The organism is Tardiphaga sp. GW822-FHT04G09 (assembly GCF_058800725.1).
This window is the reverse complement of the sequence record NZ_JBXAMO010000001.1, coordinates 602066-616197: the sequence shown is the minus strand read 5'-3', so window position 1 is coordinate 616197 and position 14132 is coordinate 602066. Positions and strand designations below refer to the sequence as shown.

The following is a 14132-nucleotide window of genomic DNA, read 5'->3' as shown; positions in this document are numbered from 1 at the left end:
GAGCGAGGCGCACCGCGCCGGAGCGAAACCCATCGACCACGCGGCGGGAAAGTGATGGGTTTCGCTGCGCTCTGCCCATCCTACGCGCCTCCTCGCGATGACGGCTGATGCTAGCGCGAAAACTCTTCCGCGCGAAACTGCCGGGCGATCTGGTCGAGCACCGCATTGACCATGCCGGTCTCGTCGCCTTCGACGAAGGCATGCGCGACGTCGACATATTCCGACACCACGACACGGCCCGGAATGTCCTTGCGATGTTCCAGCTCATAAGCACCGGCGCGCATCACCGCGCGCAGGATCGCCTCGATGCGCTGCAGTGGCCAGCCCCTGGAGAGAGCGTCGTCGATCAGCGGATCGAGCTTGTTCTGATCGCGCACCACGCCGGACACGATGTCGCGGAAGAACGCCTCTTCGGCGGGAAGATACTGGTCGCCCTCGATCTCGCTGCCGAGCCAGAAGCTCTCGAACTCGGCGAAGACGTCGTTGATGCCGGAGCCGCCCACATCCATCTGATACAGCGCCTGCACGGCGGCAAGACGCGCGGCACCGCGGCGGTTGGCCTTGCGATCGCCTTTGGGCACGGGCTTCTTGAAGTCGGCTTTCTTGTCAGCCATCACTCAGGCCTTCGCCAGACGGCGCTTGAGGCGCAGCACGGACAGCGCAGCGCGGGCGGCATCCCCGCCCTTGTTCAGTTCGCCGGCGCGCGCGCGCGCCCAGGCCTGCTCGTCGGTATCCACCGTGATGATCCCGTTGCCGAGGGGCAGCCGCAGGTCGACGGACAGATCCATCAGTCCGCGCGAGGACTCCATCGAGACGATCTCGAAATGGAACGTCTCGCCACGCACCACGCAGCCAAGCGCGATTGCCGCTTCATAAGGCTTGCCGCTTTTCGCAGCAGCATCCACCGCAATCGCGATGGTCGAGGGAATTTCCAGCGCGCCCGGCACCGTCAACACGTCGTAACTGACGCCGGCTGCCTTCAGCTCGACGATCGCGCCTTCCAGCAGCGCATCCTGAATGTCGTCATAGAACCGCGCCTCGACGATCAGGACGCGTGCGCCCGTGATGTCGGTCTGGTCCTGCAAATGAGCGCGTCGCGCGTCTGCCATCGGTATTCCATCGAAAATTGCGAAAATTGATTGATTGCGCAGGGTTTTAGGCGCAGCGGCGCCATATGCCAAGGGCTGATAGAGCTCCGGATTACTTCATTTCCGAAAGCCGCGCCGCATAGCGCGCCATCAGGTCGACCTCGATATTGACCTCACTGCCTTCATGCCACGTGGTGCCCAGCGTGGTGACACTCAGCGTGTGCGGGATGATCAGCACGGCGAACTGGACGTCATCGACGGTATTCACCGTCAGCGACACGCCATCCAGCGTGATGGAGCCCTTGGCGGCGATGAACCGGGCGAGTTCGCGCGTGGTACGGAAGGTGATCCGCGCCATGTCCGGCAGGTTCTCACGCGACACGATGGTGGCGATACCGTCGGCATGGCCGGCGACGATATGGCCACCGAGTTCGTCGCCGATCTTCAGCGCACGCTCGAGATTGAGCCGGGTGCCGAGCTTCCAGTGCTTCGCCGTGGTCATGCCCAGCGTCTCGGCGGCAGCGTCCACGTCGAACCAGGTCTTGCCATTGGCCACGCCGGAGCCGACCACCGTGAGGCAGACGCCGTTGCAGGCGATCGAGGCGCCATCGGCGATGGTGGTCTGGTCGTAGTCACAGAGAATGCGCAGCCGGTGCAGCTGGCCCTGCGCCACTTGCGTCAGGCTCTCGATCACGCCGATATCGGTGACAATGCCGGTGAACATGTTCGGTCTCTTTCCTACCAAATCACTCCGCCCTCATCCTGAGGAGCGACCACTTGGTCGCGTCTCGAAGGATGGCGGCAAATATCGAGCCCAGCGATCTCATGGTTCGAGACGGCGCTGAAAAAGCGCCTCCTCACCATGAGGGGCTTAGCTAAATGGTGCTTCTCTCATAAATCGTCAAAGTGTCGTTCTCGATTGTCTCGCTAGCACGCTGCACGAAATCCGGCGACGCGGTGATCGCCGATAGCGGCAATGCATCCAGCGCGGCGATGCCATCGTCGCCAATTTCTTTCGCTCCGCGAAACAGCCAGACTTCGTCCACCAGCCCCGCCGCCACGAACGACGACGCCACTTTCGATCCGCCTTCGACCAGCAGCTTCGTAATGCCCTTCTCCGACAGGCACTGCAGCACGGCTGGCAAATCCAGCCCCGGCGGCGGCGCTGTCGTCACCGGCACGCGCAGCACCTGTGCGCCTGCGGCGCCCAGCGCCATCGCGGCGGGCGCTTCCGACAGGCTCGATGTCATCACCCAGAGCGGTGTCGTGCGCGCGGAATGCACGAGCTTGCTGTCGCCCGAAATGCGCAGTGCGCGATCCAGCACCACGCGCACCGGCGAGCGCTTCGCCATGCCGGGCAAGCGACATGTGAGTTCGGGATCATCAGCGATCACGGTGCCCATGCCAACCAGCACGGCGTCGCATTGCGCGCGCAAGAGATGCACGCGCGACCGCACCATCTCGCCGGTGACGGCGACAGGCTTGTGACCGGCTGCCGCGATCTTGTCGTCCGGCGAGACCGCAAGCTTCAACACGACATGCGGGCGCTTGTCGCGGATACGGCGGAAATGCCCGGCATGATCGCGTGCGGCCTGTTCGGCGCAGAGTCCGACATCGACCCTGATGCCGGCGGCACGCAGCCGCGCATGCCCCTGGCCTGCGACCTCCGGATTGGGATCCTCGATCGCCGCAACGACGCGCGCGATGCCCGCTGCGACGATCGCATCGGCACAAGGCGGCGACTTGCCGAAATGCGAGCACGGCTCCAGCGTCACATAGAGCGTAGCGCCGCGTGCGGCTTCGCCGGCTTGTGCCAGCGCGACAGGCTCGGCATGGGGGCGGCCACCGGGCTGGGTCCAGCCACGGCCGAGAATCACGCCATCCTTGACGATGACCGCACCGACGGCAGGATTGGGCCAGGTCCGCCCCTGCCCGCGCCGGCCGAGCGTCAGCGCCAGCTGCATGAAGCGCAGATCGGTCGCTTTGGCGTCAGCAGATTTCTGCGCGTATTGATCTTCCAGGATCCGGAAGATCATTTTCGGACCACCACCGGTCGCTCGTCGTCATGCAGTTCGCCGAGCACCGCCTCGAAATCCTTGGCCTCGCGGAAGTTGCGATAGACCGAGGCGAAGCGCACATAGGCGACGTCGTCGAGTCCGCGCAGATGCTCCATCACGATCTCGCCGATGGTCTCCGACGAAATCTCCGCCTCGCCGCCACTTTCCAGCTCGCGCACGATGGCCGAGACCATGGTCTCGACGCGCTCGGGATCGACCGGGCGCTTGCGCAGGCTGATCGAGAGCGAGCGCACCAGCTTGTCGCGATCGAACGGCACGCGGCGGCCGTTGCGCTTGATCACCGTGAGTTCGCGCAGTTGCACGCGCTCGAAGGTGGTGAAGCGGAAGTTACAGGCGACGCACACGCGCCGCCTGCGGATCACGGCGGAATCTTCCGCGGGACGCGAGTCCTTCACCTGCGTATCGAGGCTATTGCAGTTCGGACAGCGCATTCCCGACAACCTTCCAGACACTCGTTACTGCGCGACCTTCTGACCGCGCAGGCCTTCTCGTCGTCAGCATGCAGGATGGGTAGAGCAGAGGCGCGAAGCGCCGAAGCGAAACCCATCAGCCGAGCTTGCAGCAACCACGGAATGATGGGTTTCGCTGCGCTCTGCCCATCCTACGACTTTCCTTACTGATAGATCGGGAAACGATCCGTCAGCGCCTTGACCTTATCCTTCACGGCCGCTTCCACCAGCGGCGCGCTGCCGTCGCCGGATTGCGCCACCGCGCTCAGCACTTCGGCGATCATCTCGCCGGTCGCCTTGAATTCGGCAATGCCGAAACCACGCGTGGTCGCGGCAGGCGTGCCAAGACGGATGCCCGAGGTGATCCACGGCTTTTCGGGATCGAACGGCACGCCGTTCTTGTTGCAGGTGATGCCGGCGCGCACCAGCGCCTTCTCCGACACGTTGCCCTTCAGGCCCTTCGGCCGGAGATCGACGAGCATCAGGTGGTTATCGGTGCCGCCCGAGACAATGTCGAAGCCCTGTGCGCGCAGCGTCTCGGCCAGCGCCTTGGCGTTTTCGACGACGTTCTTGGCATAGACCTTGAAGTCCGGCTGCAGCGCTTCCTTGAAGGCCACGGCCTTGGCCGCAATCACATGCATCAAGGGACCGCCCTGCAAGCCCGGGAAGATCGCAGAGTTCAGCTTCTTGTGCAGCGCCTCGTCATTGGTGAGGATCAGGCCGCCGCGCGGACCACGCAGCGACTTGTGTGTGGTCGTCGTGGTGACATGGGCATGCGGCACCGGCGAGGCATGGACGCCGCCGGCGACGAGGCCAGCAAAGTGGGCCATGTCGACGAGGAGATAGGCGCCGACGCTGTCGGCGATCTCGCGGAAGCGCTTGAAGTCCCACGACCGCGAATAGGCCGAGCCGCCGGCGATGATCAGCTTCGGCTTCACCTCTTCCGCCTGCTTGGCGATCGCATCCATGTCGAGGATCTGGTCCTCCTTGCGCACGGTGTAATGCGCCGGCTTGAACCACTTGCCGGACATGTTGACGGGCGAGCCATGGGTCAGGTGACCACCGGCCGCGAGATCCAGACCCATGAAGGTGTCGCCGGGCTGCAGCAGCGCCAGGAATACCGCCTGGTTCATCTGGCTGCCCGAGTTCGGCTGCACGTTGGCGAAGCCGGCACCGAACAGCTTCTTGGCGCGTTCGATGGCGAGGTTCTCGGCAATATCGACGAATTCGCAGCCGCCATAGTAGCGCGCGCCTGGATAGCCCTCGGCATATTTGTTGGTCATCACCGAGCCCTGCGCTTCCATCACGGCGCGGCTGACGATGTTTTCCGAAGCGATCAGCTCGATCTCGTGACGCTGGCGACCGAGTTCACCCTTGATCGCGTCGGCAATCTCGGGATCGGCCTGGGCAAGCGTGGCGGAGAAGAACGAGTCGGGCGCGGAGCCGGTTTGGGCCGAAGTGGTCATAGGGAAATATCTCCACCGCCGCGGCCTTCATTCAGCGTACGGACGGTCACGAGTGGCGATCAGGAAACGGTGCTCCGGATACCATATCTGGCTGGCAAGGCCAAGGTTTTGCGGCTCGAGGCGCGATATTTAGGCAGCCGCGCAAATGCGGCGATTGCACATGCCGATCGGGCCTATGGCCAAGTAAAAACGACATGCGGCCCTATCGTTTGACGCCTGCGGCCTTGCGCAGAACCTCGTCGATCCTCGATTGCCAGCCCGGTCCTTTGGACTTGAAATGGGTCAGGACATCCGCACTGAGCCGCAGCGAGACGAGCGTTTTGGTGGGTGACTTGTTGGGGCCACGGCCTTTGCGGATCGACTTGGCCAGACCGGGAAAAGTCTCCGCAAATGGCCTGGCCTTCGCAAAATCTTCCCGCGTCAATTCCGGGGTGTCGCTGACCTCGCGCATATCTTTAACGCCATAAACCCGCTTTTTAACGGTCATTGTAGAGCCTCCTCTCATTCTTACTGGCGGGACGCATGCTTACTGACGGGACACATGCTAATCACGCCCAAGGCCTCTTTTCCGAGAACCACGAACACCACCACAATGCCGCCGCGGATATTCCGGCCGATGCCAATCCAACGATTGGCTTTCACCCGTGACGGCAGAACCAGAGCGGTTTCGAAAAAGGCCTCATCGAGATCGGCGAAATCCAACCCGTGCCTGTCTAGGTTGGCAAGACGCTTCGGCTCGTCCCAGAGGATTTTCACGATTATAATGTAGCTACATTATAATCATCGGTCAACGTCCGAAGCGCTCCGCACCTATTTCGCCAGCCGGTATGCCCCGCCCCTCTCCACGCTGCGCTGGAATGCCGGGCGGGCATGCATCCGGCCGATCCAGGCGGCCAGATCGGGATAGGCCGCCAGCCGGTTGAAACTGCCGGCGACCTCGGCCACGAAGCTCATCTGGATGTCTGCGCCGGTCAGGCTGTCACCGACGAAGAACGCGCGGCCTTTCAGGGCACGGTCGGCATAACCAAGATGCCGGGCCATCTCGCTGTCGATCCGCGGCTGCAGCGGCGCCCCGGCCTCCTTCAGGCGGGACACGTAGAGATTGAGCATCAGCGGCAACATCGCCGAACCCTCGGCGTAATGCAGCCATTCGAGATAGGCCTCGTACTCCGCGCTGCCCTCCGCCGGCCGCATCGCGCCGCGGCCGTAGCGGCGGATGATGTAATCGACAACCGCTGCGGATTCCGCGATGGTCACGTCGCCATCGACGATCACAGGCGACTTGCCGAGCGGATGCACCGCTTCCAGTTCCGGCGGCGCCAGCCGCGTCTGCGCATCGCGCTGATAGGTTTTCAGATCATAGGGTGTGCCGAGCTCCTCCAGCAGCCAGATGATCCGCTGCGAGCGCGAGTCGTTGAGATGATGGAGCGTGAGCATCGGCGTTTCCTTGTCCCTGGCCCGATCTGTAGACCGTCGGCGTGAGAGCATTCCCCGAGGATGATCGCTCGGAAACCCCATCGATTGCGATCATACAGCGAACAAGAAAATCTTCGGGAGCTTTTCCATGCTAGTTTGCCGGAAAGGCGACTGACTGTCGTTGTGGAGAGGTTCGGCTCTCCGTCCCCTCTGCACCAGACCAGGCCGCCAACCTGAGGTTTGTCGCAGGAGGTTGAGATGGACGATGTACGGGCCGCCCTGGAGCGTCACTGGACTGCATCGGACGCGAACGATTTAAATATCGAACATGATATCTACCATGAGGATGCGATGCTTTATTATCCCCAATCGGGGGAACGCATCCGCGGTCGGCGCAACATTCAGATGAGCCGACTTGTCCAGCCGAACGAGAAACATTTTACCGTTCGGCGGATTATCGGCAGCGGCGAATTATGGGTCACCGAATTCATCCTGACCTATGACGGCATACCATCCTATGCGGTGAGCATCATGGAGTTCCACGACGGACGGGTGGCCAACGAAACGCAGTATTTCGCCGATCGGTTTGAACCTGCAGTCTCGCGCGCGCATCTTGTCGAGCGATAGTTCGAGGCCGCAGAACCGCGATGACAGTGCTTCGATGAGCCTACATGCGATGAGCGCATTGCCTCCCGCTCGTCATTCCCTGTCGCGCCAAACATGACAACGGCGGACCGACACATCCGCCAAATATTTTTTCCTATCAACTATCGACAATATGCCCACAAGGATTATCTTCCGTTCGTCCGGTTCGCGAGGGGCGCTTCTAGAGGCGTCTTGAAGTGGGACAGGATGCGGCGCCTGCGGGCGTGGGGCGACGTACCCTGCGCACTCGGGAGGTCCTGGGTCACCGTCCGGCCCCACTACGGGGGTCTGCCACTCATGCTGGCTGGACGTGGCATTGGTGAACGGCGGGAAACCGCCGGGATAAGCGGAGTGCGGAGCTCTGCCCTTTGCCCGGAAGAACGGTCCCGGGGACAGAAATCGCCCATAGCAGTCGCAGACTGCGTAAACTTGTCTGCGGTGTGGCGCGCCGTGAGGCGTTGCGCGGTTGCAGCTTGCCGGCGTTCCGGCGGAGCGGATCGCGACAGAAACCACCCTTTGCGCCTCATGGCGCGCTGCCACCCCTCATCGTTTGAGGGGAGACTATCCGAACACCTCGGGCTCATTGAGCCGCGAGACTGCGGAGGCGTGGCTGTTTGATATCTGAATCTGAAGCGACGCGCCGGCGCGAGAAGTATTCTCCTCCAAGCGAAGCGCCGCGGGGGCCGGCGGACGACGAAACTACAGCCCGGTAAATCCGGCCTTCACCGGATCGTTGTTGCCATCGAGCTCACGCAGATAGGTCAAGCCGCATACCGTCAGGCGATGCGGATCGGTTTCGCCGCCATCGAACAGCGACTTTATGTAATCGGTGACTTTGGTGCGGGCTTCATCCGATGCCGCCTGGGTCCGGCTCGCCATCATGTCATAGGTGTGCATGATGCGATCGATGGCAGTCTGCATGTCGTCGTTTTCCCCATTGGACACCAGAAAACCGGCTACTCGGCTTCCGGCCGTGCAGCCTGGAACTGTGTGATGGCCTTGTTCGCAAGGCGGAGTTTGTTGCCCTCACCGCGGTGAAACATCCGGACGATGATTTCGAGCAGCCGATCGTTGGTGAGATAGGTATCGGGCATCGCGCCGGACTTGCGCAGGTAGTTCGAAGCAATGGCATAGGCTTCGCCCACCACCTCGACATTCATCACTTTCAGACCGCGTTCGACCAGCATGGCTTGCCCCTTCTGACGAAGCGATAAGCCGCGAGACTGGAACTGGTTCCATCGAAAGAAGACGGAAATTTCGCGAGAAGGCATCACGTAGCTCTACGCTCTCCGACGACAAGCAAGCGCAGGATGGGGAGCGTCAACAGGTCGCGCGAAGCGCAGCCGATGATAAACTCCGCGAAACCCGTCAAGGCTTGGCACGAGCGGTGAATCGCTCACGCATGCATGCTGTCCCTGGGCTTATTTGACAGCCATGAACATATCGCGGCCGGAATTGCACCGATGAGGCCGAGTGCCACGATCTGTTTACTGGACCCGAGAAGCAAGGCCATCGCCAACACCGATAGACCGTAGGCAAGAAGTGTCGTCGTCATGACCGCAGGCATGGACGTCCTGGCAATCAGCCAGTCGAGCACAGCGACCAAGAGCCCCGGCGCAATAAGGACGAGATACATGACTACCGGCCCTGTACCGCTATCCATCGCTGCGCCCGTCAGGATGTACAGCACCGCGTAGAACGAGGCAGTGGCAACGGCAGGAAAGAAGAGCAAAAAGATCAGGAACCGCTTCATGAAATCATCTCCAATATCGCTTGGTCTGTCTTGGAGGCGTTTTCGTTCAGCAAGCGCAGGATGGGCATGAGGCCAAAGAAAAAGGCGCCCTGCGAGGGCGCCTTGATCAATTTCAGTGTCGCATGCGTCTTGCGCGCATTTCGATGTGCTTTCGGAGGGCAATCCGTCGGCAATGGTTCGGCGACTTGGAGGTCGAAAGTCTCAGAGACGATACAGGATCTGGTCGGTCCAGAAGCGCTCGAGGCGATGCAGCGACTTGTTGAGGGTCGCGAATTCCTCGTTGGAGATGCCGCCGACCTGCTCGACCGTCTTGACGTGCTTCTGATAGAGCGCGTCGACGATGTGGCGAATTTCCTGGCCCTGCGCCGTCAGACGAATGCGAACCGAACGACGATCGACGCGCGAGCGCTGATGATCGAGGAAGCCGAGTTCGACAAGCTTCTTCAGGTTATAGGACACGTTGGAGCCGAGATAGTAACCGCGGGTGCGCAGCTCGCCGGCGGTCAATTCCTTGTCGCCGATATTGTAGAGCAGCAGCGCCTGCACCGAATTGATATCAGCACGGCCGCGGCGATCGAATTCATCCTTGATGACGTCGAGCAGACGGCGGTGCAGCCGTTCCACCAGCGTCAAAGCTTCCAGATAAAGCGGCTGAACCGGCGCCTGGCCTGGAACGAGATCGACGCTTTCCACCGTCGCAACGGTCTTGATCATGACACTACCCCTGTTGTCGTTTTTATCGACTTATTCGACGAAACTTGTGTTCCGCCTGATAGGGCCAACTTAAGGGGGAGCGTTTGAAGAACCGCTTAAATAAGACAATAAAGAGATCATGAATTTGCGAGAGTGAATCTCATATTAAGCCGGTGAATAAAGGGCTTTTCGCAAGGTTTGATTCACGCTGCAAAGCCCATGTTCCAGCTTTGTCCGCCCGATCTGTCGCATAGCGAAACAGCTTGCGTAAAATTCGAAACACTCGCGTAAGACTCGTAACCGGGGCGTTAGGGTGACCGAAGTCTTACCGCCAACGCCCCGAAAATTAATTCGACAATTTTACGCAACTCCGCGCGTTCGCCCTTCCCAATATGGCGCGCGCAAAGCCTTGCGATCGATCTTGCCGAGCCCCGTCACTGGGATCTCACTGACGAAATCGATGGTCTTCGGCGACCACGGCGCGCCGCGCTTGTCTTTCACATACGCCTGCAGTTCCTCGGCGGAGTTATTCGCGCCGGCTTTGAGCACGACGAAGGCTTTCACTGCCTCGCCCCACTTCGCGTCGGGAATTCCGATCACCGCGGCGGACGCCACCGCATGATGCGCCATCAATGCATCCTCGACTTCGCGCGGATAGATGTTGAAACCGCCGGAGATGATCATGTCCTTGGTGCGGTCGACGATATAGAAGAAGCCGTCTGCATCCTTTACGGCGACATCGCCGGTGTGCAGCCAGCCGCCGCGAAACGCTTCTTCGGTGGCATCGGGCCGTTTCCAGTAACCGTCCATCACCAGCGAGCCGCGCACGCAGATCTCGCCGGGTTCCCCAGTCGCCACTTCGCGCATCTCGGCGTCGAACAGTTTCACCTCAACCATCGGATTGGCGCGGCCGCAGGAACCGAGGCGGCCCGGCTTGCTGTCGTCGTGATCGATCTTGCGCATCGTGGTGATGATCTGCGGCGCTTCGGTCTGGCCGTAGAGCTGCACGAACACTTGGCCGAAGATGCCGACGCCCTCGCGCAGCCGGTCCGGCGACATCGGTGCCGCGCCATAGACGATCATCTGCAATGACGACATGTCGTATTTGGCGCGCAGATCCGGCGCGTCGATCAGCGCATAGATCAGCGTCGGCACCAGGAAGGTCGCGGTGATCTTCTCCTCATGCACCACGCGGCAATAGGTCTCCGCCTCGAAGCCCTGCACCAGCCGCGCGAAGCCGCCGCGCAGCATCACCGGAAACAGCGTGATGCCGGCGGCGTGGCTGATGGGCGTCGCCGCGAGATAGCGGATATCGGCCGGCCAGTCCCAATCCGCATAGATCGCCAGCGCCATCGCCACGATCACGCGATGCGGCAGCATCACGCCCTTGGAACGACCCGTGGTGCCGCCGGTATAAGCCAGCCAGCAGATATCGCCGACACTGCTCTCGTCGACCAGCGGCGCCGGCGTCGCATTGGGCAGTTCGGCCAGCAGATCGCGCGCGCCATCGAGCGCGCCGAAGGACAGCAAGTGTTTCAGGCCCGGCACGCGGCTGCGCAGCGTGAGGCCCCGCGCGGCGAATTTGCCGGCCTCCACGATCAGCGCGGAGATCTCGGCGTCTTCGAGAATGAAGGCGTGATCGTCCTCCGCGGCCATCGGATGCAGCGGCGTGTAGCGCAGGCCCATCACGGTGGCGGCGCAAATCGCAGCCCAGCTCTCGGCGCGGTTGCCGGAGAGAATGGACAGCGCATCGCCCTTGTTGAGGCCAAGGCTGCGGAACAGGCTGATGAAACGCGCGACCACATCGCCGAATTCGCGATAGCTCCAGCGGATATTGCCGTCCGCGAGCGCGGGCTGATCACCATAGCGGGCGATGGCGCTGACGATGAGGCTGCCGGCGGTGCCGCCGGAATAGAGCTGGTTCAAGATATCCTCCCTGATTGGCACGGCCTTCTGCGAGGCCTCTGCCTTGATGATCGCAGCCTATGGCGGCCGTTCGCGCGCCGCCATCCATGCCAGCGCAAGGTAGCCTGCGAGAAACGCAGCCTGGATACCGACGATCAGCAGGTTGCCGCCATAGATGGTCGGAAACATCAGCTCGATAACCGCCATGGACACCACGGTCGTCAGCCAGACGACGGCGCCCCACGGCGTGGCGAGCCAGAGTCCGACGGCGCTGACCAGTTCGATGACGGCGAAATAGACCGTGGCGGTCTGCCAGGCCATGGTCTGGACCTCAAACGCATCATCCTCGGTGCCGACAAAGCCGGTGACCTGCGCCCAGTGATAGAGGCCCTGCATCATCGAGACGACGGCCATCACGCGCAGGAACAGGACCAGACGCCGGGTCCAGATGTTTTCGTCGGATTCGATGCGCCCGGACGAGATCGCCGCAACCGACATGGCATGGTCCCGCGACGTAGGGTCTCTCGACCCCAGCTCTCTTGAACCAAGGTCGCGCGGCATCTGCTCAGACATGCGAATGCAATCTCGTAAATTGGACCTGAAAGCTCAAACGATGACCTGGATGATTCATGGGGGCTTTTTGTGGGCCTTCGGGCCTGCAAAATCAATGACCCAGCCCATCACCTCATGCGCGCAGAACGTGCATGATCGCGGTGACGCGGCGATGTCAAAGTGCTAGACTCGGAACAGGTCGAATTTAAGGGGCTTTCGACCTCACGAAGGCCCGCGGGAGAGACGGTATTATGGCAATCAAGTTCGGGCGTCCTATCGAATTGCGCGATGCCCCCCGCCCGGCCGCTTATGACGCCCCTTCCCTCGGCCTGACCACCCGCCCCCGCCGTAACCGCAAGTCCGAATGGGCCCGGCGCCTCGTTCGCGAGAACGTGCTGACCGCCGACGACCTGATCTGGCCGCTCTTTGTGATCGACGGCGACAACCAGCGTGCGCCGATCGCCTCCATGCCCGGTGTGGAGCGCCTCAGCGTCGATCAGGCAGTGCGCGATGCCGAGCGCGCCATGAAGCTGGAGATCCCCTGCATCGCGCTATTCCCCTATACAGACCCGTCGCTGCGCGACGAGATGGGCACCGAGGCCTGCAACGCCAACAATCTGGTTTGCCAGTCCGTGCGCGCCATCAAGAAGGAATTCCCGGATCTCGGCGTGCTCTGTGACGTGGCACTGGATCCGTTCACCAGCCACGGCCATGACGGGCTGATCCAGAACGGCAAGATCCTCAACGACGAGACCGTCGCCGTGCTGGTCCAGCAGGCGCTGGTCCAGGCCGAAGCCGGCTGCGATATCATTGCGCCATCGGACATGATGGACGGCCGTGTCGGCGCGATCCGCGAGGCGCTGGACGACGCCGGATTCCTCGACGTGCAGATCATGGCCTATGCCGCGAAATATGCCTCGGCCTTCTACGGCCCGTTCCGCGACGCCATCGGCTCGGCCAAGACGCTGACCGGCGACAAGCGTACCTATCAGATGGACAGCGCCAATTCCGACGAGGCGATCCGCGAGGTCGAACTCGATCTCGCCGAAGGCGCGGACATGGTCATGGTCAAGCCCGGCATGCCTTATCTCGACATTATCCGCCGCGTGAAGGATACGTTTGCGGTTCCGACCTTCGCCTATCAGGTGTCCGGCGAATACGCGATGATCATGGCCGCCGCCAATAACGGCTGGATCGACGGCGACCGCGCCATCATGGAAAGCCTGCTCGGCTTCAAGCGCGCCGGCGCCGACGGCGTGCTCACCTATTTCGCACCGCACGCTGCGGAACGCATCAAGGCATCCCGCTGAGCGCATCCGCGCTCGGCTCTTGCCTGATTTATATCCTCGCCTGATTTAGATCATGGACGGCCTGTAACGATTCCGCGCACTTGTTGCGCGGTCCGGTGATATCCATGTGATGGATCGTGAGGATGCAAACGGAGGGATGCGTCATGTCTGATACCGGCCCGAATGCCGGCGGCCCCAACAACGGAAGCTGGCAGGGTGACACTTGGCGCAGTGCCGGCACGCCGCCGCGCGTCCATGCCTTCGATCCCTATGCGCAGCCCGATTTGTTCCGCGGCGTGCTGATGCGGCGCGTTGTCGCCTTCCTGATCGATCTCGTGGTGCTGTCGATTCCGATCGTACTCGCAGTGATCTTCATCGCGGTATTCGGTGTCGTCACCCTTGGCCTTGGCTGGGCCCTGTTCTGGCTGATCTCGCCGGCGACGGTGATCTGGCCGGTCGTCTATTACGGCATGTCGCTGGGCGGTCCGCACTCCGCCACCGTCGGCATGCGGATGATGGATCTGCAGATGCGCACCTTCAGCGGCACGCCAGGCTACTTCGTGCTCGGCGCGGCGCATGCCGTGCTTTTCTGGGCCTCGGTGTCGCTGCTCACGCCGCTGGTGCTGGTGGTCGGCCTGCTCAATGGCCGCCGTCAGTTGCTGCACGACCTCGTTCTGGGAACCGTGGTGGTGAACAATTCCGTGGTCCGCGCCGCTTACGCCCAGCCGCCCGGCCGCGCCTACTAACAACCGCCAACTCGGCCGGGCAAAGCGATTGACCGTTTGCCCGGTCGGCGCG

At 62.0% G+C, this 14132-nt stretch carries 18 protein-coding genes; 3 read left to right on the top strand and 15 right to left on the bottom strand.

The genetic code is table 11. The features are described 5' to 3' along the window. Window positions 1-110: 110 nt before the first annotated feature. The 9 genes from nusB to AC1RLZ_RS02900 form a co-directional block, all read right to left on the bottom strand. A complete protein-coding gene (gene nusB, locus AC1RLZ_RS02940; protein ID WP_493187386.1) occupies window positions 111-614 on the bottom strand; it encodes a transcription antitermination factor NusB in 504 nt (167 codons plus the stop codon). Between the two features lie 3 nt (window positions 615-617). Further along, window positions 618-1109: a 6,7-dimethyl-8-ribityllumazine synthase gene (gene ribH / locus AC1RLZ_RS02935; protein WP_371424196.1), complete on the bottom strand. Its 492-nt coding sequence runs from the start codon at window positions 1107-1109 to the stop codon at window positions 618-620. A 91-nt stretch (window positions 1110-1200) separates the two neighbouring features. After that, entirely contained in the window at window positions 1201-1812 is a 612-nt protein-coding gene (locus tag AC1RLZ_RS02930; RefSeq protein WP_493187385.1) for a riboflavin synthase, read from the bottom strand. Window positions 1813-1963: 151 nt separating this feature from the next. Further along, entirely contained in the window at window positions 1964-3124 is a 1161-nt protein-coding gene (gene ribD / locus AC1RLZ_RS02925; RefSeq protein ID WP_493187384.1) for a bifunctional diaminohydroxyphosphoribosylaminopyrimidine deaminase/5-amino-6-(5-phosphoribosylamino)uracil reductase RibD, read from the bottom strand. Continuing rightward, complete coding sequence (gene nrdR, locus AC1RLZ_RS02920) at window positions 3121-3597, bottom strand: transcriptional regulator NrdR (protein ID WP_371424199.1); 477 nt, start codon at window positions 3595-3597, stop codon at window positions 3121-3123. The genes ribD and nrdR overlap by 4 nt, the downstream gene beginning before the upstream one ends. A gap of 182 nt (window positions 3598-3779) precedes the next feature. Continuing rightward, window positions 3780-5081 carry a serine hydroxymethyltransferase gene (glyA, locus tag AC1RLZ_RS02915; protein ID WP_371424200.1) on the bottom strand — a complete coding sequence of 434 codons (1302 nt, stop codon included), beginning with the start codon at window positions 5079-5081 and terminating at the stop codon, window positions 3780-3782. 202 nt (window positions 5082-5283) lie between these two features. Continuing rightward, entirely contained in the window at window positions 5284-5568 is a 285-nt protein-coding gene (locus AC1RLZ_RS02910) for a BrnA antitoxin family protein (RefSeq protein ID WP_493187383.1), read from the bottom strand. A gap of 20 nt (window positions 5569-5588) precedes the next feature. Further along, window positions 5589-5837: a BrnT family toxin gene (locus AC1RLZ_RS02905; protein ID WP_493187382.1), complete on the bottom strand. Its 249-nt coding sequence runs from the start codon at window positions 5835-5837 to the stop codon at window positions 5589-5591. A gap of 54 nt (window positions 5838-5891) precedes the next feature. Further along, a complete protein-coding gene (locus AC1RLZ_RS02900; protein ID WP_493187381.1) occupies window positions 5892-6518 on the bottom strand; it encodes a glutathione S-transferase family protein in 627 nt (208 codons plus the stop codon). Window positions 6519-6755: 237 nt separating this feature from the next. Between AC1RLZ_RS02900 and AC1RLZ_RS02895 the strand changes: the two genes are divergently transcribed. Next, window positions 6756-7124, top strand: coding sequence for a nuclear transport factor 2 family protein (locus tag AC1RLZ_RS02895; RefSeq protein WP_493187380.1), 369 nt, complete (start codon window positions 6756-6758; stop codon window positions 7122-7124). 717 nt (window positions 7125-7841) lie between these two features. On the opposite strand, the gene AC1RLZ_RS02890 is transcribed toward AC1RLZ_RS02895, so the two are convergent. The 6 genes from AC1RLZ_RS02890 to AC1RLZ_RS02865 form a co-directional block, all read right to left on the bottom strand. Beyond that, the gene (locus AC1RLZ_RS02890; protein ID WP_493187379.1) at window positions 7842-8063 is read right to left on the bottom strand and encodes a hypothetical protein; all 222 of its coding nucleotides are present in this window, start codon (window positions 8061-8063) and stop codon (window positions 7842-7844) included. A gap of 35 nt (window positions 8064-8098) precedes the next feature. Continuing rightward, entirely contained in the window at window positions 8099-8329 is a 231-nt protein-coding gene (locus AC1RLZ_RS02885; protein ID WP_493187378.1) for a hypothetical protein, read from the bottom strand. 209 nt (window positions 8330-8538) lie between these two features. Then, on the bottom strand, window positions 8539-8895 hold the full coding sequence (locus AC1RLZ_RS02880) for a hypothetical protein (RefSeq protein WP_493187377.1): 357 nt from the start codon (window positions 8893-8895) through the stop codon (window positions 8539-8541). A 201-nt stretch (window positions 8896-9096) separates the two neighbouring features. Beyond that, complete coding sequence (gene ldtR / locus AC1RLZ_RS02875; RefSeq protein ID WP_371424937.1) at window positions 9097-9609, bottom strand: transcriptional regulator LdtR; 513 nt, start codon at window positions 9607-9609, stop codon at window positions 9097-9099. 339 nt (window positions 9610-9948) lie between these two features. Then, window positions 9949-11514 (bottom strand): AMP-binding protein, encoded by a 1566-nt coding sequence (locus AC1RLZ_RS02870; RefSeq protein WP_493187376.1) that lies wholly within the window; start codon window positions 11512-11514, stop codon window positions 9949-9951. A gap of 57 nt (window positions 11515-11571) precedes the next feature. Then, entirely contained in the window at window positions 11572-12066 is a 495-nt protein-coding gene (locus AC1RLZ_RS02865; RefSeq protein WP_371424939.1) for a DUF6163 family protein, read from the bottom strand. Window positions 12067-12296: 230 nt separating this feature from the next. On the opposite strand from AC1RLZ_RS02865, the gene hemB reads away from it, so the two are divergent. After that, a complete protein-coding gene (hemB, locus tag AC1RLZ_RS02860; RefSeq protein ID WP_493187375.1) occupies window positions 12297-13355 on the top strand; it encodes a porphobilinogen synthase in 1059 nt (352 codons plus the stop codon). Between the two features lie 143 nt (window positions 13356-13498). Then, window positions 13499-14080, top strand: a complete 582-nt coding sequence (locus AC1RLZ_RS02855) for an RDD family protein (protein WP_493187374.1) — start codon at window positions 13499-13501, stop codon at window positions 14078-14080. The last annotated feature ends 52 nt before the right edge of the window (window positions 14081-14132 follow it).

Bases quoted from the DNA above. Each gene is read 5' to 3' on its own strand.
- nusB (WP_493187386.1), bottom strand. From the start codon at position 614: ATGGCTGACAAGAAAGCCGACTTCAAGAAGCCCGTGCCCAAAGGCGAT.
- ribH (WP_371424196.1), bottom strand. From the start codon at position 1,109: ATGGCAGACGCGCGACGCGCTCATTTGCAGGACCAGACCGACATCACG.
- AC1RLZ_RS02930 (WP_493187385.1), bottom strand. From the start codon at position 1,812: ATGTTCACCGGCATTGTCACCGATATCGGCGTGATCGAGAGCCTGACG.
- ribD (WP_493187384.1), bottom strand. From the start codon at position 3,124: ATGATCTTCCGGATCCTGGAAGATCAATACGCGCAGAAATCTGCTGAC.
- nrdR (WP_371424199.1), bottom strand. From the start codon at position 3,597: ATGCGCTGTCCGAACTGCAATAGCCTCGATACGCAGGTGAAGGACTCG.
- glyA (WP_371424200.1), bottom strand. From the start codon at position 5,081: ATGACCACTTCGGCCCAAACCGGCTCCGCGCCCGACTCGTTCTTCTCC.
- AC1RLZ_RS02910 (WP_493187383.1), bottom strand. From the start codon at position 5,568: ATGACCGTTAAAAAGCGGGTTTATGGCGTTAAAGATATGCGCGAGGTC.
- AC1RLZ_RS02900 (WP_493187381.1), bottom strand. From the start codon at position 6,518: ATGCTCACGCTCCATCATCTCAACGACTCGCGCTCGCAGCGGATCATC.
- AC1RLZ_RS02895 (WP_493187380.1), top strand. From the start codon at position 6,756: ATGGACGATGTACGGGCCGCCCTGGAGCGTCACTGGACTGCATCGGAC.
- AC1RLZ_RS02890 (WP_493187379.1), bottom strand. From the start codon at position 8,063: ATGCAGACTGCCATCGATCGCATCATGCACACCTATGACATGATGGCG.
- AC1RLZ_RS02885 (WP_493187378.1), bottom strand. From the start codon at position 8,329: ATGCTGGTCGAACGCGGTCTGAAAGTGATGAATGTCGAGGTGGTGGGC.
- AC1RLZ_RS02880 (WP_493187377.1), bottom strand. From the start codon at position 8,895: ATGAAGCGGTTCCTGATCTTTTTGCTCTTCTTTCCTGCCGTTGCCACT.
- ldtR (WP_371424937.1), bottom strand. From the start codon at position 9,609: ATGATCAAGACCGTTGCGACGGTGGAAAGCGTCGATCTCGTTCCAGGC.
- AC1RLZ_RS02865 (WP_371424939.1), bottom strand. From the start codon at position 12,066: ATGTCTGAGCAGATGCCGCGCGACCTTGGTTCAAGAGAGCTGGGGTCG.
- hemB (WP_493187375.1), top strand. From the start codon at position 12,297: ATGGCAATCAAGTTCGGGCGTCCTATCGAATTGCGCGATGCCCCCCGC.
- AC1RLZ_RS02855 (WP_493187374.1), top strand. From the start codon at position 13,499: ATGTCTGATACCGGCCCGAATGCCGGCGGCCCCAACAACGGAAGCTGG.